The sequence below is a fragment of the Peptoniphilus sp. genome (assembly GCF_022767005.1).
Classification (GTDB): Bacteria; Bacillota; Clostridia; order Tissierellales; family Peptoniphilaceae; genus Peptoniphilus_A.
In genome coordinates this window covers 1-23429 of record NZ_JALEOV010000023.1, presented here as the reverse complement: position 1 = coordinate 23429, position 23429 = coordinate 1, and the positions used below count along the sequence as shown (strand labels likewise).

The window sequence follows — 23429 nt, the reverse complement described above, 5'->3', positions numbered from 1 at the left end:
GATCTAATGCTGTCGATTTAATTGTAATTGATTCTGTTGCAGCTCTTGTTCCAAAGGCTGAAATTGATGGAGAGATGGGTGCAGCTCAAATTGGTCTTCAAGCAAGATTAATGTCGCAAGCTCTTAGAAAACTTACTGGTGCAATAAACAAATCTAAATGTACAGTTGTATTTATCAATCAACTTAGAGAAAAGGTTGGAGTTATGTTTGGAAATCCTGAAACTACTACTGGCGGGAGAGCTCTTAAATTTTATTCTTCAGTAAGACTTGATATTAGAAGGTCAGAAATTATTAAAAAGGGTGACGAAATAATAGGAAATAGAGTTAAAGTTAAAGTTGTTAAAAACAAAATTGCTCCTCCATTTAGACAAGCTGAATTTGATATCATGTATGGCAAGGGAATTTCTAGTGTTGGAAATATTCTAGATGTAGCAGCAGAAGCTGATATTGTAAAAAAAGCAGGAGCTTGGTATTCCTATGGCGAAGAAAGGCTTGGTCAAGGCAGAGAAAATTCCAAGGAGTTTTTAGAAAAAAATCCTGAAATATTAAAGGAAATTGAACATAAAGTTAGAGTTTACTACAATCTAATGTCAGATGATGAACTCAATAATGAATCAGCTAAGCCAGAAAACTTTCTAGAAGAGGATAAATAGGGCGTGATTTTTTGAAAATACTCTATCTAACAGATACTCATATTAGAGGAACCAATCCTCAAAATAGGTTAGATGATTATAAAGAGACTTTAAAAGAAAAATTAAGAGAAATTGCAAATATTATAAAAGAAGAAAAAATTGACTATGTCTTGCATGGTGGCGATTTATTTGATAGACCTGACGTTTCAGTAAGTATAGTTTCAGAATTTGCACAAATTTTTCAACAATATAGTGTACCAATCTATATTATTAGTGGAAATCATGATATTTTTGGTCATAATCCAGACACTTTAGATCGAACTATGCTTGGACTTTTATGTAATTTGGGCATTATGCATTTAGTAAATTATAAAAAAATAATATTAGAAAAAGATATAAAAGTTCAACTAACTGGTTCGCCCTATGTATATTCCATGGATGAAATTTCTAATAGACATAATTATATTATAAATGAAGTTGATAATACCTGTAAATTTTCAATTCATATGACTCATGGATTTTTAATTGACAAACCTTTTATGAAAGAAGTTTCCCATACTTTAATTGACGATATTAAGGAAACTAAAGCAGACATAACTCTTGGAGGTCATTATCACTTTGGGTTTAAAACTGTTAAAATAGATAATAAATATTTTGTAAATCCTGGAGCATTAATTAGAATCTCAAATTCTAATGCAGAAATTAAAAGAAAACCAAAAGTTAATATTATTACCTTAGAAGATCAAATAAAAATAGAAGATCGCTTTTTAAAATGCGCAAAACCAGGAGATGAAGTATTGGATAGATCTGAGATGGAAAGGCATCAATTTAAGGGGATTAAACTTGCTGAATTTAAAGAAAGTATTGACTCAACCTCTAACTATAAAAGCTTAGATATTTTTGATTTACTTTTAAAAATTTCTAAAAGTGAAAATATTTCTGAAGAAGTAAAAAAAGAAGCCTTGAAAAGATTCGAAGAAGCACAGATTAATGGAGTTAGTTATTCATGATTTATATAAAAAAAATTGAACTTCATAACTTTCAATCTCATGATTACACTGAAATGGAATTTGACAGAGGTCTAAATGTAATCTTAGGCAATTCTGATGTAGGGAAAACAGCAATTTTAAGAGCTATAAAATGGGCTCTTTATAATGAGCCAAAGGGAGATTATTTTATTAGACAAGGCGAGAAAGATGTCTCTGTAAAAATCACTTTCTCCAATGGTGTAATAATTGAAAGATCTAAAACTCCATCAAAAAATTCTTATTTTTTCGTTGATTCTTCAGGCAATGAAATGAGATTTGAAGGATTTGGCATTGATGTTCCAAAGGAAATTACAGATGCAACAAATATGTATAAAGTTCCCCTAGATAATTCAAATAATAAAACAATTTTAAATATTGCCGAACAATTAGATGGACCATTTTTATTAAATGAACAAGCATCGCTTCGTGCATCTGCAATTGGTAGATTAATAGGCGTAAATTATGTTGATGATGCACTGAGGACTGTAGTAAGAGATAACAAGCGAACTAATCAAGAAATCGCTGAATTAATAAAAAATAGAGATGAATTAAAGGAACAACTTGTCAAATTTAATTATATTAAAGATTATAAAGAAAAATTCGAAAAAATTACCGAAATTAGAAACAAAATTAAATATCTGCAAGAAAGATTGAATCTTAGTATTAAATTAAAGGAAACTCTTGATAAAAACAAAATTGAACTTGATGAAATCACAAGTTTAGTTAAAAAGTTTAAAAGTCTCAATGATTTAGAAAAGATTGCATCAGTACTAGAAAATTTTATTTTTAAGAAAAATAGTTTTGAAAATTATTTAAAAAAAATAGAAAAAATAGATATTGAAACAAATTCCATAAATAATATTTTAATTGAGCTTAAATCTCTAGACGAACTAAATCTCATAATATCTAAAATTGATGATGATAAAAAGATTTTAGATATTTACGAAAGTTTGTACACTAAGTATTTAGAAAATATCAAGAATATAGCTAATGTAAATAATGATTTGAAAAATTATGAGAACAATGACAATATTCAAAAAATTATAGAAAAATTAGAAGAAAATTTAACTTTTTATTCAAAAATTTATGAGTATAAAGATAGTTTAAACAAAATTAATTTAAAACTTGATCTAGGTAAGGATTACATAAAAAACTTTGACAATAATAATAAAATTAATTTTATTGAAACTAATATACAAGATAAATTGAATTCTTTAAAAAAGATTATTGAAATAAATAATATTTTTAAAGAGATTTCTACACAAATTTTTGATACAGAAAATAGTCTTAAAAATATTTATACAAATATTAAAGAATGTTCTGACTCTTACGAAAAAATAATCTTAGAAATGGGAATATGCCCTTTCTGTTACAGTCAAATTGATGAAAATTCAATTGAGCACATAAAATACCACTTGAGGAATGATTAAATGAATTACGAAGATAATTTGAAAATATTAAAAGATAATTTAGACAGATTAAAAAATATGAAATATAAATCTGAAGCTAGATTGGAACAATTAAACTCACAAAAAAAAGATATTCTTGCTGAAATCGAAAAGCTGGGTATAAAACCTGAAGATCTTGAAAGTGAAATTTCTGATTTAAAAAATGAAATTGATAAACTTTTTGACGAAGCTAGTAATTTAATGCCTAGGTTGTGATTTTTTGGACTTAAAAGAACTTGATTTAAAACTAATTGAACTAAATAATAAAATTTTAAGTGATGAGGGAAAAATTGAAATTTTAACCCAACAATTAGAAAAAACTGAAAAAACTTTAAATGATAAAGAAAAGTACAGCGATATTCTTACTAAAGTCTCTGTTTTATTTCAAAAAACCTCTGAATTTGCAAGAGAACAATCTAAAAGACAAATTGAAGATACAGTCACAAAATGTTTACAATTTATTTTTGAAACAGATATTGAATTTTTAATTGAACTATCCGAATCTCGTTCTGTTCCTGTTGCAGAATTTTTTGTACAAAGTAATTATCCTGAAGGCTACAGTATAAAAACTAAACCAGAAATTTCTAGAGGTGGAGGAGTCGTTGATATTATTTCACTCGCTCTTAGAATTGCATTCTTACAGCTAAATCAACCAAAGCTATCCGGTCCGCTTATTCTTGATGAACCTGGAAAACATGTAAGCAATGATTATATTTTTAATTTAGGTGAATTTCTGAAAAAATCATCAAATTTATTTGATAGACAGATAATTATGGTTACTCACAATCCACATCTTTCTCAAATTTGTGATAAAGCTTTTCATGTAACAAATAAAAATGGAATTAGCAAAGTAAGTATATATAATCAATGATTTTTATCTTGACTTTAGTAAGTAAAATTGTTAATATATTAGTGAAAATATGAATTGTTCATATATTACATTATTATTGAAGTCAGGAGGATACAATGATTTACGACTCAAAAATAAAAAGTAAAGAAGTAGATGGATTATTTGAAGCTATTTTACTTTTAGAAAACCTAGAAGAATGTTATAGATTCTTTGAAGACATTTGTACTGTTAAAGAATTGCAGGCAATTGCACAAAGATTACAAGTTGTAAAACTACTTGTTAAAAATAAAACTTATCATGAAATCGAAAGTGAAACTGGAGCTTCAACTGCAACTATTTCAAGAATTAATAGATCTTTAAATTATGGAGCTGATGGTTATAAATTAGTTTTAACAAGATTAAATATTATAGATGAAGATGAAGAAAAAGAATAAGGTCGACCTTATTCTTTTTCTATGCTTACATTTATAGTTTTATAATTTGTGTAAATTACAAGTCCTGGTTTTTTTGCGGGATGCCTCTTCACATTCATTTTAAAAGTATAATCCACAGCAATATTTTTTGATTTTGAAAGTGAACTATACTTTGCAGCTAATTTTGCAGCAGTAATTAATGAAATATTTGTAAAATCTCTATTATCATTTTTTAGTATTACATGAGAACCTGGAGCATCCTTTACGTGAAACCATAGGTCATTTTTTTTTGCTTTTTTATGTGTTAAATAATCATTTTGCTTATTATTTTTACCTATATAAATATCAAAACCATCGTCTGTTTTTACATAAATATAGTTATCTTTATTATCCTTTTTCTTTTTATAATTTTTCTTCTTTTTTATATATCCTTCTTTTTCTAATTCTTCATAAAGTTCATCTATTTCGTCTGGAGTTTCTGCAAAATCAACGTTTAACAAAATTGATTCTAAATAACTAATTTCCGAATTTCCTATTTCAATTTGTTCTGTAAGAAACTTAGCCGCATTTTTTAATTTAGAATATTTTTTATAATATTTTGATGCATTTGATGGACCATCTAGCTTTGGATCTAAGGGAATTTCAATTTCTTTCATTTCGTTATAAAAATTTTCAACTTTTACTGACTCTGCACCTTTTTCTATTTTATAAAAATTTGAAGAGATTAAATCAGCATAAACCTTAAATTTATCTCTATCTAATGCAATGTTTAATTCATTTGATTGGTTAGAAACCTTTTTTTTCAATTTCTCTATATTTTTTTTTATAGATTTTTTTAGTTCCTTATTTTTTAAACCTAAAGTATCCCTTAAAAATTTAGAATTATAAAATTCTTCAAGAAGGGAAGAGATACTTTCTACTTTGAATTTTTCATTTTCACTTAACTCTTTTAAATCTATTGAATAAAAGTCCTTAAATATTTCATTCCTATAAATCTTTATTGGCGAAAATTTGCATTCTTTTATTTCTTTAAATATTTCTAAAAAAACTTCTTCTAAAATTTTGGTTTCACTTTCAGATAATGAAGATACAATTCTTCTAAATTCAATATTAGATCTATATTCAATTTCACTACACATTTGTGGACTAATACCAGTAAAAATTTTTAAGAAAAAAGATTTTAAGTTTAAGTTTTCCTTTGAATTATTAATTAATTCTCTTATAGAGTTTACTTCGCAAGGATTAAATCCACTTGAAATATCTTCTGGATTATAAATAAGTCCCGGCAGAATTTCTCGAACACTAGATAAATTAAAATTAATTCTTTTTAAGGAATCAATAATTTTTTTTGATTCATCATCAATTAATATAACATTAGAATGCTTTCCCATAAGTTCAATTATAAGTGCTTTTTTAGAAAATTCACCAAATTCATCACGAGATTTCACAAGTATCTTTATAATTCTATCCATTTTATATTGTGAAACTTCAAGAATTTGATTATTTTCTAAATGTTTTCTAAGAAGCATACAGAAAGCTGGTGGATTTTGTGGACTATCAAAAATCTCTTCACTTAAATAGATTCTAGGACTTCCAGAAATGGATATAAAAAGCCTTTCTTTTTTACCCTTAGCTCTAATATTAATTAAAAGATTATTGTTATTTTGATAAATTTTATCTATCCTGCCATCTATGATGCGATTATTTATTTCATAAACTAAATTTTTTACTACTGTACCGTCTAAAGACATTTTATCACCTGAAATTTATTATAACATATTTTATAAATTAATATGAAAGGATGGTTTCAAAATGTTTGTTTAGAACAAATGTTAGATTAAAAATAGTAGCAATTTATAAAAAATTTTATAAAAGAAAATCGAAATAATTCTTAATGAGATTGAAAATATATAATTAATTTATGTAAATTGAAATTTACAATTCTAAACAAGATATCAAAATTTTTACTCGTTTCAAATTATTAGATAAATTATTAGATATAGAATAAAGCAAGTTATAAAAATTAATAGATTTAATATTAATAGTACTAGATAAAATTTGTCATAAAATATGTATTTTAAAAAAATTTATAATTAAAAAAACTAAATTTAAACATCTATAAAGAAAACATAAAAAATACGGCAAAAAATTCGTATTTGTTATTTACTTGAAATTTATAAAATCGTAAATTTTGATAAGTTTTAGTTGGAAAAGACGTAAAAAAATAAACAATAGTCACAAAATTATTATTTTGTGACTATTATTGTCTCTGTCAATTAAAATCTTCTCATACCCTATCTTTGTTTTAAATAATAAAACTATATTAAAATATAGAATATGATGATTTATTATCCTGTTCTTTGTCACTTGAAGTTTTTAATTCTTCTAAAGATTTATCTTTTTTTGCATCATCTGTGTTATTTTCATTTACTTTAGATTCTTTATTGTTTTCTTCGTAATTATATCTTTTTCCCTTAGTTTTAAATTTACCAGAAATATAAACAGAATTATCTTTCCAATCTACACTAAGTCCTAGTGTTTCCGAAATAAATCTAATTGGAACATAAGTCCTACCATCATATAAAATTGCTGGAGAATCTAAATCAATTATATTATCTATTCCTGCCTTATTAACCTTGGCCTTTGTTGAATTAATATCTATTTCAACTAATACATCTACGGCACCAATTAAAATTCCACTAGTTTTAGCTTCTTTTTTTTGGTAATAATTAATTTGCGCACCCATATTTTCAGAAATATATCTAATTGGTACCATAACCCTATTAGTATCTTTATCAAGGTATGCCCTTCCCATATCTTCTGGAATTGATTGAATATTATTATTAATGTAAATATCAATATTTTTATCTACGGCTTCCTTTGGTAATTTCCCAACTGCAAAAACAGATGTACTTAACATTATAGTCATAATTCCAGCAAAAACAATTTTTTTTAATTTTTTCATATTTTCTCCTTGGTATTTTTAATTTATTTTTCTTTAACTTTTGAAAGTGGATTAGATTCAACCATCTTTTTAAGTGCTTTTTTATTTATATGTGTGTAAATTTCCGTTGTACTTACAGATTCGTGTCCTAATATCTCTTGCAAAGACTTTATATCTGCATTTCCATACTCATATAAAAGTGTAGCTGCAGTATGTCTAAGTTTGTGAACCGAATATTTATTTGTGTCCAAACCAGAATTTTTCATGTGCTTTTCAATCATGTGCTGAATTGATCTATTGCTCATTCTTTGCTGTCTCATTGATAAAAATAACGCATCATCTTTTATTTGTGGTCGAAGCTTTAAATACTCATTTACAGCATATACACAAGCCTCATTAAGATAAATCGTCCTCTCTTTGTTGCCCTTTCCTATTACTTTTAACGTATTATCATCCTTTAAGTGAGAAATATTAATCCCAGCAAGTTCTGAAAGTCTCATTCCACAATTTAAAAATAATGTGACTATTGCATAATCTCTTTTTTTATAAATTGGCTTTATCTTTGATTTTTCAATAGTTTGCAAAAGATTTAAACTTTGATCTAGCGATAAATATACTGGGAGAGTTTTTTCAACTTTAGGCATATCAATATCTATTACTGGATTTTTCTTTATAATTTCGATTTTTGTATAAAGATAATTATAAAAACTTCTAATAGATGAAATTTTTCTAAACTTAGATCTATTTGATATCTTTCTTTCTCTTTCTAAAAAAGCATTATAAGCGTATATATCTTGTTTTGTAACGCTTTCTAAAATCTCCGGAGTAATATCTTCAATAGCTATATCGTCAAAATCAATAGAATCACTTACTAAATTTTTTCTTTTTTTTATAAACCTTATAAAGATTCTTAGGTCATAGTAATATTCTTTAACAGTATTTTCCGAAGATCCCTTTGTAGATTTCATGTAATCTAAGAAATCATCAACTAAGTTTGACTTTATCAATTTCTCACCTCCTATAAAAATAAAAACCTGACATAAGTCAGGTTCCTAATTATTTAGCGTATTCAACTGCTCTAGTTTCTCTAATGACATTAACTTTAATTTGTCCTGGAAAATCTAGCTCAGACTCTATTCTCTTTACTACATCTCTAGCAGTAATTGTAATTTCTGCTTCTGAGATTTTTTCAGGCTTTACTATTATTCTGATTTCACGACCAGCTTGAACAGCATAAGATTTTTCAATACCTTCAAATTCATTTGCAATTTCTTCTAGTTTTTCAAGTCTTTGAATATAAGATTCAACTGTTTCACGTCTTGCACCAGGTCTTGCTGCGGAAATAGCATCAGCAGCTTGAACTAAAACTGATTCAACACAGTTTGGCTCTACATCACCATGATGAGATTGAATTGCGTTAATAACATATTCTGATTCGTGATATTTCCTTGCAATTTCAACTCCAATATCAACATGTGGAGCATCTAAATTTCTATCTACAGATTTTCCTATGTCGTGTAGAAGTCCCCCTCTTTTAGCTAGCTTAACGTCTGCACCAATTTCACCAGCTAAAATACCAGCAATTTCAGCAACTTCAACAGAATGCTTAAGGTTATTTTGTCCATAACTAGTTCTATATTTAAGTCTACCTAAATATTTAATAATTTCTGGATGAAGTCCATGAACTCCAGCATCATAAGCTGCCTGTTCACCAGATTCTTTTATAATTGTTTCAACCTCATTTTTAGCTTTCTCAACAGTTTCTTCGATTTTTGTTGGATGAATTCTGCCATCATTTACAAGTTTCTCTAAAGCCACTCTTGCTATTTCCCTTCTTATAGGATCAAAACAAGATAATACAACAGCTTCAGGAGTATCATCAATAATTAAATCTACTCCAGTTATTGATTCAATAGCTCTAATATTTCTACCTTCACGTCCAATAATTCTCCCCTTCATTTCATCATTTGGAAGATTTACAACAGCCACAGTAGATTCAGCAACTTGATCAGCAGCACATCTTTGAATAGCCTGTGCTATAACATTTCTAGCATATTTTCCGGATTCTTCCTTTATTCTATTCTCATTTTCTTTGATAATAAGTGCTGATTCATTAGTAATTTCTTTTTTTAATTCATTAAGTAAAATTTCCTTGCCTTCATCTTTTGTAAGACCTGCAACTTTTTGGAGTTCTTCTTCTCTTTGTTTAATAAGTCCATCAACTTGTTCTTCTTTTTCCCTAAGACCCTCTAGTTTTTTGTTAAGCTTTTCATCTTTACGCTCAACTTGAGTAGACTTTTTATCTAAAAGTTTTTCTTTAGATAAAACACGTTCTTCCATTTCTTTTATTTCGGCTCTTCTAATCTTAGCTTCATTTTCTTGCTCAGATCTCAATTTTTGAATTTCTTCCTTAGCTTCAACAAGCAAAACTTTCTTTTGTGTTTGAGCTTGACTTTCAGCATCGTAAATCATTTTATTAGCTAATTCTTCAGCATTTTTAAGTTTTCCCTCAGAAATATATTTTCTAATAGCATAGCCACAAGCTATACCTATAATACCGATAATAATAGTTAAAGTATTAAAACCCATTCATACACACCTCCTATTTAGTTTTCATGTTTCAAATATAAAATCATTTTCAAGGCATAAGCCTTAAAATTATTTTATATCTTTTAAAAGGATAAGTCAAACATAAAAGTATGTGTATGCGTGTTATCTATTTACTTTTATAAATTGGAATTGCTAATTTATAACCTGGCTTAATATCATAGGATGAGATATTGTTAAGATTTTCTATCTCCATAATAAATTTCATTTTATTTTTATATTCATAATTATCAGAAATTGTCCATAAAGTGTCACCTTTTTTTACTGTATAAACTTGAATAATATTTTTTTCTTGCATTATCGAATTTTCATCTTCAAAATTTTTTATAACTAGACCTGAATTAAAAATAAATATTAATAATAAAAATAAAAAAACTTTTGGTTTGTTAATAATAATTCTCTTCATAAAATCACCTCAAATATTTTGTTCATAATTAGTTTAAACACTCGTATCAAACAATAGTGTCAAATATAAGTTCTAAACAGATGTTACAACTAAAGTTCTAAAATGTCAAGAAAATTATATATTTTTTTAAACTGTAGTTTGAAATACTTGTTTAAATGTGATATTATTAATTTAGAAATATTAGGAGGTAAACCATGTACGAAGATTTAAACCAAAGAGAACTTGAAATTTTATTTTTTATTAAAAGATTTATTGAATCCAAGTCCTACCCACCTACTGTTCGTGAAATCTGTTCCGGTTGTAACATTAAATCAACTTCTACTGTATATTACGCCTTAGAAAAATTAGAAACAACAAATTATATTAGAAAAGACGCTTCAAAAACTAGAGCTATAGAAATAGTTCCACAAGATGATGATATACTTATGCTTAAAAAGAAAACTGTGGACGTACCAATTGTTGGTCGTGTCACAGCTGGTGCTCCTATTTTGGCTGTTCAAAATATTGAAGATACTATGCCTCTTCCCGTTGACTTTGTTTCAAATAAAGAACTTTTCATTTTAAAAGTAAGAGGAGAAAGTATGATTAATGCGGGCATTTGTGATGGAGATTATGTTATTATTGAAAAAACAAATTCTGCTAGAAATGGCGAAAAAGTTTTAGCTTTAATTGATGACGAGGCAACTATTAAAACTTTTTACAAAGAAAAAAATAGATATAGACTTCAACCTGAAAATGATACAATGGAACCTTTTTACTTTGATAAAGTTGATATTTTAGGAAAAATCGTTGGTCTTTATAGAAAAATAAACTAAGAAAAATAGGCTAAAAAAATAACCTTGTTGTTATCACACAGCAAGGTTATTTTATTTAATGCTTTATGAAGTTCATCTCGACTACAATAATTAACATTCCCATCTATTCATATTTTAATAATAATTTTGTTTGTAAAATTCTAAATATTACAATCTTTAATTGACATCTATATAACAAAAATATTTTACTTTTTGCCTTCTTGAAAAAAGATTTTCAAAAATAATCATAATCTAATTACTTAACATACAAAAATATAAAATCTTAAAAAATATTTTATATTTTGATTAGACTTTCTTTATCAAGTGCATTTAACAAATGTATTAATGCAAATTTTATGTGATAGTAAGATAATCCTCCTTGGAAATATACATAGTAAGGTTCTCTCATAGGACCATCTGCTGAAAGTTCAATTGATGAACCTTCTATAAAGTCGCCTGCTGCCATTATTACCTTATCGTCATATCCTGGCATATCCCAAGGGATTGGAGTGAATTCTGAGTCAACTGGTGAAGAGAATTGGATGTATTTGCAGAATGTTTCTAGAATTTCTGGTCTCTGTAATTCAATTGCTGTTACAATATCACTTCTTGGGTCATCACTTGATGGAATAGTTTTAAAACCTAATTCTTCAAAACATTTTGCGAAAAGTGTTGCTCCTCTTATTGCATCTTCAACAATTTTTGGGGACATAAAAAGTCCTTGGAGTATTTGTCTAGTCATGCCAAATGTAAGCCCACAGTCCTTTCCTATTCCTGGAGCAGTCAAAATATTTGCTGCTCTATTTATAAGTTGAGACTTGCCTACTAGATAACCTCCAGTATAAGAAATTCCGCCACCTGGATTTTTTATAAGAGATCCTGCCATAATATCTATGTTAAGTTCACTGGGTTCAATTAATTCTGTAAATTCTCCATAACAATTGTCTACAAAAATTTTTATGTCTTTATTTATTCTCTTAACTTCATCAATTGCCTCTTTAAGTTCTAAGATAGTAAAAGCTCTTCTATTTGAATATCCTGTTGATCTTTGCATTATTACAAGAGTTGTATTGTCTTTTATATAATTCTTTATGTTTTTAATATCGATTTTATTATCAACAAGTGGCACTTCAGAATATTCATAGCCTGTTTTTATTAATGAATCAGGACTATTTCCTCTTATGCCTATTACTTTTTGCAATGTATCATATGGAGTTGATGTAATTGACAAAAAATGATCTCCGGGCTTTAAAACTGATTTTATTGCAAGAGTAATTGCATGAGTTCCAGAGACAATATTAGGTCGTACAAGGCTATCTTCTGTCTTAAAAATTCTTGCATATATGCTTTCTACTTTATCTCTTCCAATATCTCCATAGCCGTAGCCAGTTGTCCAGTTAAAGTCAGTTGATTTTAACCCTTCTTTTTGCATAGCTTTTAAAATTTTAACTTGATTATACTGTGCAATGTCGCTGAACTTTTGAAACCTATCTTGTATTTTTGCTTCATTTTTATTTACAAATTCAATTATTTTCCCATCGATATTGTACTCTTCTTCAAATAATTTATCGTATAATGTCATCTTTTCTCCTGTATTAATTTGCTGTTGATATAATCCTCTATATCATACAAAATAGTGTCCGACTCTTTGTCAAACCATTTTATTCTTTCATCTCTTCTAAACCATGTAAGCTGCCTTTTTGCATAATGTCTTGAATTTTTTTTAATTAAATCCACCATTTCATCAAACTGAATTTCTCCATCTAAATATGAAATAACTTCTTTATAACCAATTGCTTTAAGTGATTGAGAATTTTTATCTAAACCAGCATCTAAAAGGTTTTTTACTTCATTTACGAGTCCTAAATCAATCATTTTATCTACACGAATATTGATTTTTTCATATAATTTATCTCTATTCATGTTTAAACCAATATAAATTAGATTGTAGTCCTCATTTTCTTCTCTAAAATTATTTCCCTTTTTATTTCCACTTTTTAAAATTTCTAAGGCTCTAATAATTCTCTGACCATTGTTTTGGTGAATTTTTTCAGCCATTTCACTGTCTTTGCTTAAAAGTTTCTCGTATAAAAATTCGCTTCCCTCTTCTTCTAAAATGTTATTAAGTTTTTTTCTATACTCATAATCAGGTTCAGTTTCCGTAAAATTTAAATTGTAGACTATTGAATTGATATAAAGTCCAGTTCCTCCAACTAAAAATGGCACTCTTCCCCTATTATTTATACTAGTTATAATTTTTTTTGCCTCATTTTTAAAATCAGCAACAGAAAAATTATCTGAAGGTTCAATAATATCAATCATATGATGAGGAATAGAAGTTTCATTTATATCAATTTTTGCCGTTCCTATATTTAGTTTTTTATAAATTTGCATAGAGTCACAGGAAATTATTTCGCCACAATATTTTTTAGCAAGTTTAAGAGAAAGGTCAGTCTTTCCTATTCCAGTTGGTCCAGTAATTATAATTAAATTTTCCATTTACTCCCTCAAAAATAATTTTGAAATAGTATGCTTTGATACTTCTACAATTGTCGGTCTGCCATGAGGACATGTATAAGGATTTTCGCAATTTTTTAAATCTCTAATTAAAGATTCAATTTCCATTTCAGAAAGGTCATCTCCAGCCTTCACAGACGCCTTACAAGCCTTTTTCATAATTTTATATAAGTCTGCCTCATAATTCGATGAAATGTCTTTATCAAGAGAATCGATGATATCTCTTATAAAATTTACATAAGTTGGAAGACCAAAAATCATTGGAACTTCCCTTAATACAATAGAATTATCTCCAAAGTTTTCGATTTTAAATCCGAGTTTAGTAAATAAATCTAAATAATTTAAAATTTTATCATACTCAATTTGATTTAGTTGAATTATCTCTGGCTTTAATAATATTTGTGAAGTAATTTCACTACTTAAATACATATGCAAAAACTTTTCATAATTTACTCTTTCATGCGCTGCGTGTTGATCAACTACAAAAACAATACCATCTCTTTGATTTTCTAAAAGAATATAAGTTTTAAAGAGAATTCCTACAATATTTGTATTTAAAAGTTTTTCGTCAATTTTATTTTTTTTATTATTAAATAAAAAATTATTTTCTTCATGAATCTCTTGATTTAAAGTTTTTTCTTCATTCTTCTCAACTTCATTTTCTTTGTACAAAACTACATCTTCATTAAAGGCATTAAATAAATTGTCTTCATTATTTCTATCTTGTGATTCTTTTTTTAAATCCCATATACTTTTTAAATTTGTATGAGATTCATTGCTTTGAGAATCATCTCTTGGTTTCTCATCATCTCCAAAAATATCAAAAACATTTATATTTTCTTTTTTATCTTCAATTTCGATTTCCCTTATACTTCGATTTGGGTAAATTACTTCCTCAACAATTTCAGTTAAAATAGCATTTAAAATATTTTCATTAGAAATTTTTATTTCATTTTTCTTTGGATGAATATTAACATCAATTAACTTTGGATCAATATCAATATATAGAACAAACACAGGATATCTATTTAGCGGAATTAAAGAGTGATATTTTTTTTCAACGGCTCTTGAAATATTAACATTTCTAATAAATCTTCCATTTACAAATATATATTGGCTGTCTCTATTTGATCTAAAAACTTTATTGTCAGAGAAAAATCCTTTAATTTTATAATTTTCTGATTCAAAGGATCCCTCATTTAATGAAGATGCTATTTCTGAACCTAATATGCTAAATATTCTGTTAATTGGATCCCTGTCGCTTCCAGTATTTAAAATAGTTTTTCCATCTCTTATTAATGTAAACTTAATATTATTATTGCTAAGGGCAATTTTTTGTACAATATCAATTATATTATTTATCTCTGTTAAATCTTTTCTCAAAAATTTTTTTCTAACAGGAGTGTTATAAAAAACATCATTAATTACAAAAGTACTTCCCTTTGGCATTCCTACTTTATTCTTCTTTATAATTTTTCCATTTTCTATTACAAGAGAATTACCTGCAATGTCTTCTTCTCTTTTTGTCATAAGTTTTATTTTTGAAATATTTGAAATGCTCGCAAGAGCTTCTCCTCGGAAACCAAGAGTTCTAATTTTTTCAAGATCTTCAATTTTTTCAAGTTTTGAAGTTGAATGACGTAAAAATGCAACATTAAGATCTTCTTCAGAAAATCCAGATCCATTATCTGAAACCTTTATAAAATCTGTACTCTCTCCTCTAACTTCTACGAGAATATTATCTGCACCTGCATCAATAGAATTTTCTACTAATTCCTTTACAATTGAAGCAGGATTTTCTATTATTTCTCCTGCAGCTATTTTAGAAATAGTTGCTTCATCTAAAAGTCTAATCATTATAACTCCTTGGATTTATTTACAATTTCATTTAGTAAATTAAAAGCTTCCATTGGACTTATTTCAAGAATGTTAATTTCCCTTAATTTGTCAATAAAATTTAATATTTCGGGATTATTGTTTTCTTTTTTAATATATTCTTTGTTTAAGTCAATGCTAATATCTTCGTTTTCCCTTTCAATTACATTCAAAATCTCTTTGGCTCTATTTATTATTGAATCATCAATACCTGCAAGTTTTGCAACATCAATTCCATAGGAGTTGTTTGAAAATCCTTTAATTATTTTTCTTAGAAAGATTATTTCATCATCTTGTCTATCAACTGCAATAGTTAAATTTTCTACAGAATCGTATTTATCTTCAAGATGAACTAACTCATGGTAATGAGTTGCAAAAAGAGTTTTAGCTTTAATATTTTCTGCAATGTATTCGATTATTGCATTTGCAATTGCAAGACCGTCAAAAGTGCTTGTCCCCCTGCCAACTTCATCTAAAATTAATAATGATTTAGGAGTTGCGTTGTCGATTATGTCTGCAACTTCTTGCATCTCAACCATAAATGTAGATTGTCCTTTAGAAAGATTGTCACTAGCACCTATCCTTGTAAAGATTCTATCCACTAAGGATATATTTGCACTATCGCAAGGCACAAAGCATCCTATATGAGCCATAATTGTTATAAGAGCAACTTGTCTCATGTAAGTTGACTTGCCAGCCATATTTGGACCAGTAATTATGTGAATCATATGCTTTTTTGTGTCAATATATGTGTCATTTGGAACAAAAAAATCATCCTTCATATAGGTTTCTACAATTGGATGTCTTCCATTTATTATTTCTATAAAGCCATCTTCATTAAACTTTGGTCTTACATAATTATTTAAATTAGAAACTTTTGCAAGGGATAAAAGAGAATCTAAATTTGAAAGATTGTCCGCCAAAATTTGTATTCTATAAATTTCGCTTGCAATATAATCCTTTAATTCATTATAAATTTCAGATTGAAGAGTTAGGGCTCTTTCCTTTGAACCAAGAAGCTTTCCCTCCATGTTTTTTAATTCTAAGGAAAAAAATCTCTCTGAACCAACTAAGGTTTGTTTTCTTATATAGTCATCGGGAACTTGGTCTAAAAAAGATTTTGTTATTTCAATAAAATATCCAAGAATTTTATTGTGCTTAACTTTTAATTTTTTTATCCCAGTTCTTTCTCTTTCTTTGTTTTCAAAATCAAGTAACCAATTTTTACCTTCAATTGCATATTTAAAAAGTTCGTCTAAATCTTCAGAATAACCTTCTCTAATTATTCTATTATCCTCAATAACGACTGGAGGATTTTCAATTAAAATATTTTGAATTTTTTCATAAATATTAGTTAGATCTATGAATTTTTTCCCCAAATATTTTAAGTTTTCATTGTTATAATTTTCTAAAATTTCTTTTATCTTTTTCGAATTTATAATTGTGTTTTTAAGTGATGCAACTTCGCGAGGATTTATGCTTCCATTGGAAATTTTTACAACAAGTCTTTCAATATCATAAACTTCCTTTAACAATTTTTCTAATTTGTCTTGAAGAAGTAAATCCTTAGTAAAAGCTTCTATTAAGTTTTGCCTTTCTAATATTTTATCTATATTTACAAGAGGACTTTCAACCCATTTTTTTAATTTACGTGAACCCATAGATGTACTACATTTATCCAAAACATCTAATAGAGAACCTTTCTTGGTAAAGGTGTTAAGACCCTTTACCACTTCAAGAGTTCTTTTTGAACTTTCATCTAAAATTAAATAATCAAAATTATTGTAATATTTTATATTATTTATGTGTTTTAAATTTATTTTTTGAGTAACTACTAAATACTGTAAAATCTTTTTTAATGATGTGTAATCAGAAATATTATTTTCATAAATAAAATTTTTTAAACTGCTCTTAAAATTTTCACTAAAATATTCTCCTAGTTCTTTAAATAAATTTATATCTTTTAAATTTTCAGAAATATAAGGATTAATAAAAATATTATCTCTTTTAATTTTATCTTTAAATTTAGAAGTAATCTCTTCGTTTAAAAGTATTTCATTGGGACTAATTCTGTCAATTTCATCTTGTAAAAAATTATAAAGCTCTGATTTTGACAAAAAAGTTTTTTCAGTAAAATAAATTTCACCAGTAGAATAATCTGAATATGTTAAATTTAAAGAATATCCGTGAATAAAAATCGAAAGCAAATAATTATTTAAATCACTCTTTAAATATTCTGTATCTGTAAATGTTCCTGGAGTAATAATTTGAGTAACTTCTCTTTTTACTATGCCTTTTGCAAGTTTTGGATCCTCTACTTGATCGCAAATTGCAACCTTATAGCCCTTATTTATTAATTTTGAAATATAACCTGATGCCACATGATAAGGAACTCCGCACATTGGAGCCTTATCTTCTAGTCCGGCATCTCTTTTTGTAAGAGTTATTTCCAACTCTCTAGAAGCAAGTAGTGCATCATCAAAGAACATTTCATAAAAATCGCCAAGTCTAAAAAATAAAATTGCATCAGGATTTTTGTCTTTAACAGCAAGATATTGCTGCATCATAGGTGTTAAATTTTCACGATTCAATTTTTTCACCTACTAGAGAAAAACTATTAGCATCCTTTACTCTAACTTTTAAAATTTTACCTATATCATTTTTATTTCCATTAAAATTAATAAGCTTAAATTCATCAGTTCTTCCACTTACATATGTGTTGTCCTTTTTTGAAAAATCTTCAACCAATACATCTACATCTCTTCCAATAAATGCTTTATTTTTCTTCTCTTGTATTGGATATAAAATTTCCAAAAGTCTTTCAAATCTCTCATGCTTAACTTTATCAGGAACTTGCTCCATTTTCGCAGCAGGAGTATTTTCTCTCATAGAATATATAAAAGTAAAGGATGTATCATACTCAACTTTTTTAACTAAATCTAAAGTGTCGAGAAAGTCTTCTTCACTTTCCCCAGGAAAGCCTACCATTATGTCTGTTGAAAGGGCAATATTTGGATTAACATTTTTTACTTTGTCAATTTTTCTTAGATAATCTTCCTTAGTATATTTTCTATTCATCATTTTTAAAACTCTTGAAGAACCAGCTTGAACTGGAAGATGCAAAAAGTTGCAAAGTTTATTTAAATTTTTGAAGGAATAAATTAATTCATCGGAGATATCTTTTGGATGAGATGTCATAAATCTTATCCTCTCAATTCCTTTGATATCATTAATTTCTTCAATTAGATTTGCAAAAGAAAATTTATCGTCAAAATTTTTGCCATAAGAATTTACATTTTGCCCAAGAAGAGTCACTTCTTTAGTTCCATTTTTTGCTAATTCTTCAATTTCTCTAATTATTTCAATTGGTTTTCTACTAGTTTCTCTTCCCCTCGTATAAGGAACTATGCAATAGGAGCAAAAATTATTGCAACCATACATAATATTCACATAGGATTTGAAATTATAAAGTCTATTTGCACCAAGAGAATTATCTATGCTAAGTGGATTTTCCTCAATGTCAATTGAAAGTTTTCTGCCATCATAGGATGAACTTAAAAGTTCAGGAAGCTTCCAAATATTATTTGTTCCAAAAATAATATCAACATTTGGAAACTTTTCTATCACATAATTTCTAGATTCCTCCCTTTGCATCATACACCCACATACTGCAACTTTAATATTTTTTTTCTTAGACTTTAAATTTTTCAAATTTCCAAGTTGACCATATACTTTGTCTTCAGCAGAATGTCTAACAGAGCAGGTATTTAAAATTACAAGATCTGCATCTTCAACATCATTTACAAAAGTATACCCCATTTTTTCAAGAAGCCAAGTTATTTTCTCAGAGTCATGTTCATTCATTTGACAACCATGAGTTATAACAAGAGCTTTTTTTTCATCAACGTTTTCTTTTATATTTCTAATATATTCATTAATATTGTTATTTATATCATTAATTAATTCTTTATTTTCCATTTACATCCTCATTTCATGTGTTTATATTATAACTGAAAAATAGCTTATTTATCAAGAAAAGAGTATGCAAATACATACTCTTAGCCTAAAATACTATTTAAATATCTCGCAACATATACACCACAAGCAGAAGCTTGAGAAAGTGAATGAGTTGCACCTCCACCATCGCCTACGACAAAGAGACCTTCTACTGAAGTTTCAAAATTTGAGTTAGTTTCTACTCTTGAATTATAAAATTTAACTTCAACTCCATATAAAAGAGTGTCGTCATTTGCAGTCCCTGGTGCAATTTTATCAAGTGCATATATCATTTCAATAATTGAATCCAATTGTCTTTTTGGAATTACAAGAGATAAATCTCCTGGGGTTGCTTTTAAAGTAGGCTCTGTAAAACATTTAAGCATTCTTCTTGTATCAGATCTTCTTCCCTTAACAAGATCTCCAAATCTTTGTAAAAGAACTCCACCACCTAACATATTGCTAAGCTTTGCTATCGATTCACCATATTCATTTGAATCTTTGAAAGGTTCTGTAAATGTATTGCTAACTAACAGAGCAAAATTTGTATTATCAGATTGAAGTTTTGGATCCGCATAGGAATGTCCATTTACAGTTATAATTCCATTAGTGTTTTCCGCTACTACTTGTCCATAAGGATTCATACAAAAAGTCCTCACAAGGTCATTGTAAGCTTTAGTTTGATAAACTATTTTTGATTCATATACAGCGTCTGTTATATGCTTAAAAACTTCAGCGGGAAGTTCAACTCTAACCCCAATATCCACTTGATTTGAAAATAAATTAATATTAAACTTCTTACAAATTTGTGAAATCCATTTTGACCCACTTCTTCCTGAAGCAAGAACTAATTTATTGCAATAAAATATTTCACCCTTATCAGTTGTTAGTTTAAATTCATCATTTTTTTCAACATCGACAATGGTTGTATTAAAAATCATGTCAATAGTATCCTTTGTCCACTCAAAAATCTTTTCTAAAATCTTTACATTTCTATCAGTTCCAAAATGTCTGACTTTAGCATCTAGTAAATGAAGATCATGCTTTAGTGCAAGAGTCTTTAAATTTGAAGCAGTTGTTTCATAAAGTTTAGAATTTCCACCGTCAAACTTACAAAGAACAGAATCCACATACTCCATTAATTCAATTGACTCATCTTTTCCAATATAATCATGCATTTGTCCGCCAAAATTCGTAGTTATATTATATTTTCCATCAGATAAAGTTCCTGCACCACCGTATCCATTCATGATGTTACAAGGTTTACATCCAATACAATTTTCAACTTTACCTGTTTTTATTGGACATTGTCTTTTATAAATTGTATTTCCCTTATCAATTACTAAAACTTTTAAATCTGAATTTAATTTTTTGAATTCATAGGAAGCGAAGACACCACTGGCACCTGCTCCAACAATTATCACATCGTACTTATTCAAATTATTTCTCCTCGCTAAAAATACTCATAAAATCAGTGAATCTTTTTGGAAATTCATCTATAATTTCAATAACTTCACCTGTTATTGGGTGAATAAATTTAAGTTTATAAGCATGTAAAAGTTGCCTATTAACTTTATATTTATTTTTTATACCGTAAGTTTCATCCCCTACAACTGGATGATTTACATATGATAAATGTACTCTAATTTGGTGCGTTCTTCCAGTATGCAGTAGAACATCAAGCAAAGTAAATTTATCAAAATTTTTTAAAACATGAAAACTTGTAGAAGAAGGCTTAGAGTTTTCTTCAATTACTTTCATTTTTATTCTATTATTAGGATCTCGTCCAATGGGTGCATCAACTTTAAAATCTTCATCGATAAATCCGTGGACTATTGCCAAATAATGTTTTTCAATTTTGTGACTTTTAAACATTTCTATGAGTTTGTAGTAGGCTTCATCTTTTTTTGCAATAATCATAAGACCAGATGTATCTTTATCAAGCCTATGTACAATTCCCGGTCTTTCTTCATCTATTGGATTAGATAAATCTTTAAATCTATATAGTAAACCATTTACAAGAGTACCACTAATATTCCCAGCTCCAGGATGCACGACTAAATCCTGTGGCTTTGATATTACAGCGAGATAATCATCCTCATATAAAACTTTAAAATCAATTTTCTCTGGGAGAAGTTGCTTCTCATTTTCATAAGATACTGTAACTATATCACCCTTTTTTAAACTATACCCAGCTTTTATAATTTTCCCATTTAATATTATATTACCTGATTTAATATATTTTTTTATCTGAGATCTATTTATTTCAAGCTTTTTATCTAAAAATTTATCAAGTCTAGTGTCAACAGCCTCTGAATTTATTACAAAAGTATTTTTATACATACATCACCTTTTATTGTCGTGAAGAACTATTCCAATAGAAATTAAAATTGTCCCAATAACAATAAACATATCGGCAAAATTAAAAATTGCAAAATCATGTCCAAAGAACTTCATGCTAATAAAATCAACGACATAATGAAGTCTAATTCTATCAATAAAATTTCCAATAGTTCCACCAATAAGAAGACTGAAACTTAATAAATAAATGAAAGGTACCTTATTGTAATTTTTAACTAAAAATATTATTAAAACTAATAAAACTACAATTGTAATTATTGCAAATAAAAATCTAAATCCTTGCAAAATTCCAAAGGCTGCGCCTCTATTTTCTATATAGTATAACCTCAAAAAATCATCTATTAATACAATTGGATTTTCGTTTGCAATATTAGTAACTACCAAATATTTTGTGAATTGATCTATAATTATTAAAATAATGCTAAAAATAGCAACAAACATAATATCTCCTTATTAAAATTCGCACACAAAAAATTAATACACATGCTATATAGTAGCTTATTACAAGAGAAATATCAATATTTTTAAAAACTAAAAATACAAATAATATCAAAAAATACCATTTATTTTTGACGATTTTTGACGAGATTTGACCGAGTGACACTGGGAGAGTGCAATTACATAATAAAAATAAAAACCCCGCATCAAGCAGGGCTTATTTTAATCCTCGATCTTATCTTTATACTTCTCAATTATTGGTTTGAAATATTTTTCTTCGGCCTCTTCTCTTGCCTTTGCTGCTTCTTCTAAAGTGTTATAAACTCCTAATTATTTTTTAAAGTTAGGATTTTCTTTTTTAAAAATTTCAACTAACTCTTCAACCTCTTCTAAAGTCTTTGCGTACTTCCTTGCAAAGGTTCTTGCATTTCCCTTGTTTCGGCTATATCTCTTAGCTTCTGGGTTGTTTTGCTCCCACTTTCTTGTAGCTCTTCTTTGTGCTTCTGATGTTTTTAATTCTTTCACGATTAAACTCCTTTTTCACTTTGCCTTAATTTTAACTATCAATAGTAAGCATAGAATGATAACCACCACATTGCTAATTATTCCAAAGTCTTTAAAAATACTTATCGCATTTATCGCAGTGATTACACTTAATAAAATTATATTCGTATCTATTTTTTTCATTTTGACTCAATGAGCATTTTGTAATATAATACCCTTAAAGGGTGAGAGGGAATTTCCCTCTCTTAGAGTTACTATTTTAAAATTTCTTTTATCAATCCTAGTATTGCAACAACCAGATTGACCAAAAGTGTTATTAATTCTAGTAGCTCTTTTTTATTACCCTTCTTGGGGTTTTTATTGCTCATTTCCTCACCTCCTGAATTTATTATACTACCCGTATTATATAAAGTCAACATTTTTTTAATTTTTTAAATATTTTTTAATTATTTTTTCAATAAAAAAATAGCCTAGGGCATGTAACCCTAGGCTTAATCATCTTAATAGATATTTACGAATTTTTTCTAAAGACATTTTAGTTTCTTTTAATACCTTTGTATGCCTTAAACTTGCTATTTTCTAACCTTTTAAACTCTTTATCAGTTAAAAGTCTTTT

Annotated in this window: 21 protein-coding genes; 7 read left to right on the top strand and 14 right to left on the bottom strand. The window is 27.5% G+C overall.

The features are described from left to right. The 6 genes from recA to MR285_RS01790 form a co-directional block, all read left to right on the top strand. Positions 1 to 653: recombinase RecA (gene recA / locus MR285_RS01815; protein ID WP_293557471.1), on the top strand; the 653-nt coding region annotated here is incomplete at its 5' end. 11 nt (positions 654 to 664) lie between these two features. Continuing rightward, the gene (locus MR285_RS01810; protein WP_293557470.1) at positions 665 to 1642 is read left to right on the top strand and encodes a metallophosphoesterase; all 978 of its coding nucleotides are present in this window, start codon (positions 665 to 667) and stop codon (positions 1640 to 1642) included. Beyond that, positions 1639 to 3090, top strand: a complete 1452-nt coding sequence (locus MR285_RS01805; protein WP_293557468.1) for an AAA family ATPase — start codon at positions 1639 to 1641, stop codon at positions 3088 to 3090. The genes MR285_RS01810 and MR285_RS01805 overlap by 4 nt, the downstream gene beginning before the upstream one ends. Continuing rightward, entirely contained in the window at positions 3091 to 3324 is a 234-nt protein-coding gene (locus tag MR285_RS01800; protein WP_293557466.1) for a hypothetical protein, read from the top strand. It begins immediately after the preceding gene. A 4-nt stretch (positions 3325 to 3328) separates the two neighbouring features. Continuing rightward, entirely contained in the window at positions 3329 to 3979 is a 651-nt protein-coding gene (locus MR285_RS01795) for an ATPase (protein ID WP_293557464.1), read from the top strand. 95 nt (positions 3980 to 4074) lie between these two features. Further along, entirely contained in the window at positions 4075 to 4392 is a 318-nt protein-coding gene (locus tag MR285_RS01790; RefSeq protein ID WP_293557462.1) for a YerC/YecD family TrpR-related protein, read from the top strand. Between the two features lie 8 nt (positions 4393 to 4400). On the opposite strand, the gene MR285_RS01785 is transcribed toward MR285_RS01790, so the two are convergent. From MR285_RS01785 to MR285_RS01765, 5 genes are all read right to left on the bottom strand, one after another. Continuing rightward, a complete protein-coding gene (locus tag MR285_RS01785) occupies positions 4401 to 6122 on the bottom strand; it encodes an NFACT RNA binding domain-containing protein (RefSeq protein ID WP_293557460.1) in 1722 nt (573 codons plus the stop codon). 572 nt (positions 6123 to 6694) lie between these two features. Beyond that, entirely contained in the window at positions 6695 to 7336 is a 642-nt protein-coding gene (locus MR285_RS01780) for a copper amine oxidase N-terminal domain-containing protein (protein WP_293557458.1), read from the bottom strand. Positions 7337 to 7359: 23 nt separating this feature from the next. After that, positions 7360 to 8322 (bottom strand): tyrosine recombinase XerC, encoded by a 963-nt coding sequence (locus MR285_RS01775; protein ID WP_293557456.1) that lies wholly within the window; start codon positions 8320 to 8322, stop codon positions 7360 to 7362. Between the two features lie 49 nt (positions 8323 to 8371). After that, positions 8372 to 9904: a ribonuclease Y gene (gene rny, locus MR285_RS01770; protein WP_293557454.1), complete on the bottom strand. Its 1533-nt coding sequence runs from the start codon at positions 9902 to 9904 to the stop codon at positions 8372 to 8374. A gap of 127 nt (positions 9905 to 10031) precedes the next feature. Next, positions 10032 to 10328: a LysM peptidoglycan-binding domain-containing protein gene (locus tag MR285_RS01765; protein WP_293557452.1), complete on the bottom strand. Its 297-nt coding sequence runs from the start codon at positions 10326 to 10328 to the stop codon at positions 10032 to 10034. Between the two features lie 194 nt (positions 10329 to 10522). On the opposite strand from MR285_RS01765, the gene lexA reads away from it, so the two are divergent. Continuing rightward, positions 10523 to 11143: a transcriptional repressor LexA gene (gene lexA, locus MR285_RS01760; protein ID WP_293557450.1), complete on the top strand. Its 621-nt coding sequence runs from the start codon at positions 10523 to 10525 to the stop codon at positions 11141 to 11143. Positions 11144 to 11417: 274 nt separating this feature from the next. Here lexA and MR285_RS01755 read toward each other — a convergent pair whose 3' ends face one another. From MR285_RS01755 to MR285_RS01715, 9 genes are all read right to left on the bottom strand, one after another. Further along, the gene (locus tag MR285_RS01755; protein WP_293557449.1) at positions 11418 to 12704 is read right to left on the bottom strand and encodes a methionine gamma-lyase family protein; all 1287 of its coding nucleotides are present in this window, start codon (positions 12702 to 12704) and stop codon (positions 11418 to 11420) included. Then, on the bottom strand, positions 12701 to 13621 hold the full coding sequence (gene miaA, locus MR285_RS01750) for a tRNA (adenosine(37)-N6)-dimethylallyltransferase MiaA (RefSeq protein WP_293557447.1): 921 nt from the start codon (positions 13619 to 13621) through the stop codon (positions 12701 to 12703). The genes MR285_RS01755 and miaA overlap by 4 nt, the downstream gene beginning before the upstream one ends. Beyond that, positions 13622 to 15496, bottom strand: a complete 1875-nt coding sequence (mutL, locus tag MR285_RS01745) for a DNA mismatch repair endonuclease MutL (RefSeq protein WP_293557445.1) — start codon at positions 15494 to 15496, stop codon at positions 13622 to 13624. Further along, positions 15496 to 18114: a DNA mismatch repair protein MutS gene (mutS, locus tag MR285_RS01740; protein WP_320850372.1), complete on the bottom strand. Its 2619-nt coding sequence runs from the start codon at positions 18112 to 18114 to the stop codon at positions 15496 to 15498. The genes mutL and mutS overlap by 1 nt, the downstream gene beginning before the upstream one ends. Then, a complete protein-coding gene (miaB, locus tag MR285_RS01735) occupies positions 18095 to 19492 on the bottom strand; it encodes a tRNA (N6-isopentenyl adenosine(37)-C2)-methylthiotransferase MiaB (protein ID WP_293557441.1) in 1398 nt (465 codons plus the stop codon). Before miaB ends, mutS begins: the two co-directional genes overlap by 20 nt. Positions 19493 to 19572: 80 nt before the next feature. Next, a complete protein-coding gene (locus tag MR285_RS01730; RefSeq protein WP_293557439.1) occupies positions 19573 to 20949 on the bottom strand; it encodes an NAD(P)/FAD-dependent oxidoreductase in 1377 nt (458 codons plus the stop codon). 1 nt (position 20950) lies between these two features. Beyond that, a complete protein-coding gene (locus tag MR285_RS01725) occupies positions 20951 to 21853 on the bottom strand; it encodes an RluA family pseudouridine synthase (protein ID WP_293557437.1) in 903 nt (300 codons plus the stop codon). Positions 21854 to 21856: 3 nt separating this feature from the next. Then, entirely contained in the window at positions 21857 to 22312 is a 456-nt protein-coding gene (gene lspA / locus MR285_RS01720; protein WP_293557435.1) for a signal peptidase II, read from the bottom strand. Positions 22313 to 22639: 327 nt separating this feature from the next. Further along, positions 22640 to 22834 (bottom strand): hypothetical protein, encoded by a 195-nt coding sequence (locus MR285_RS01715; protein ID WP_293557433.1) that lies wholly within the window; start codon positions 22832 to 22834, stop codon positions 22640 to 22642. Positions 22835 to 23429: the final 595 nt, after the last annotated feature.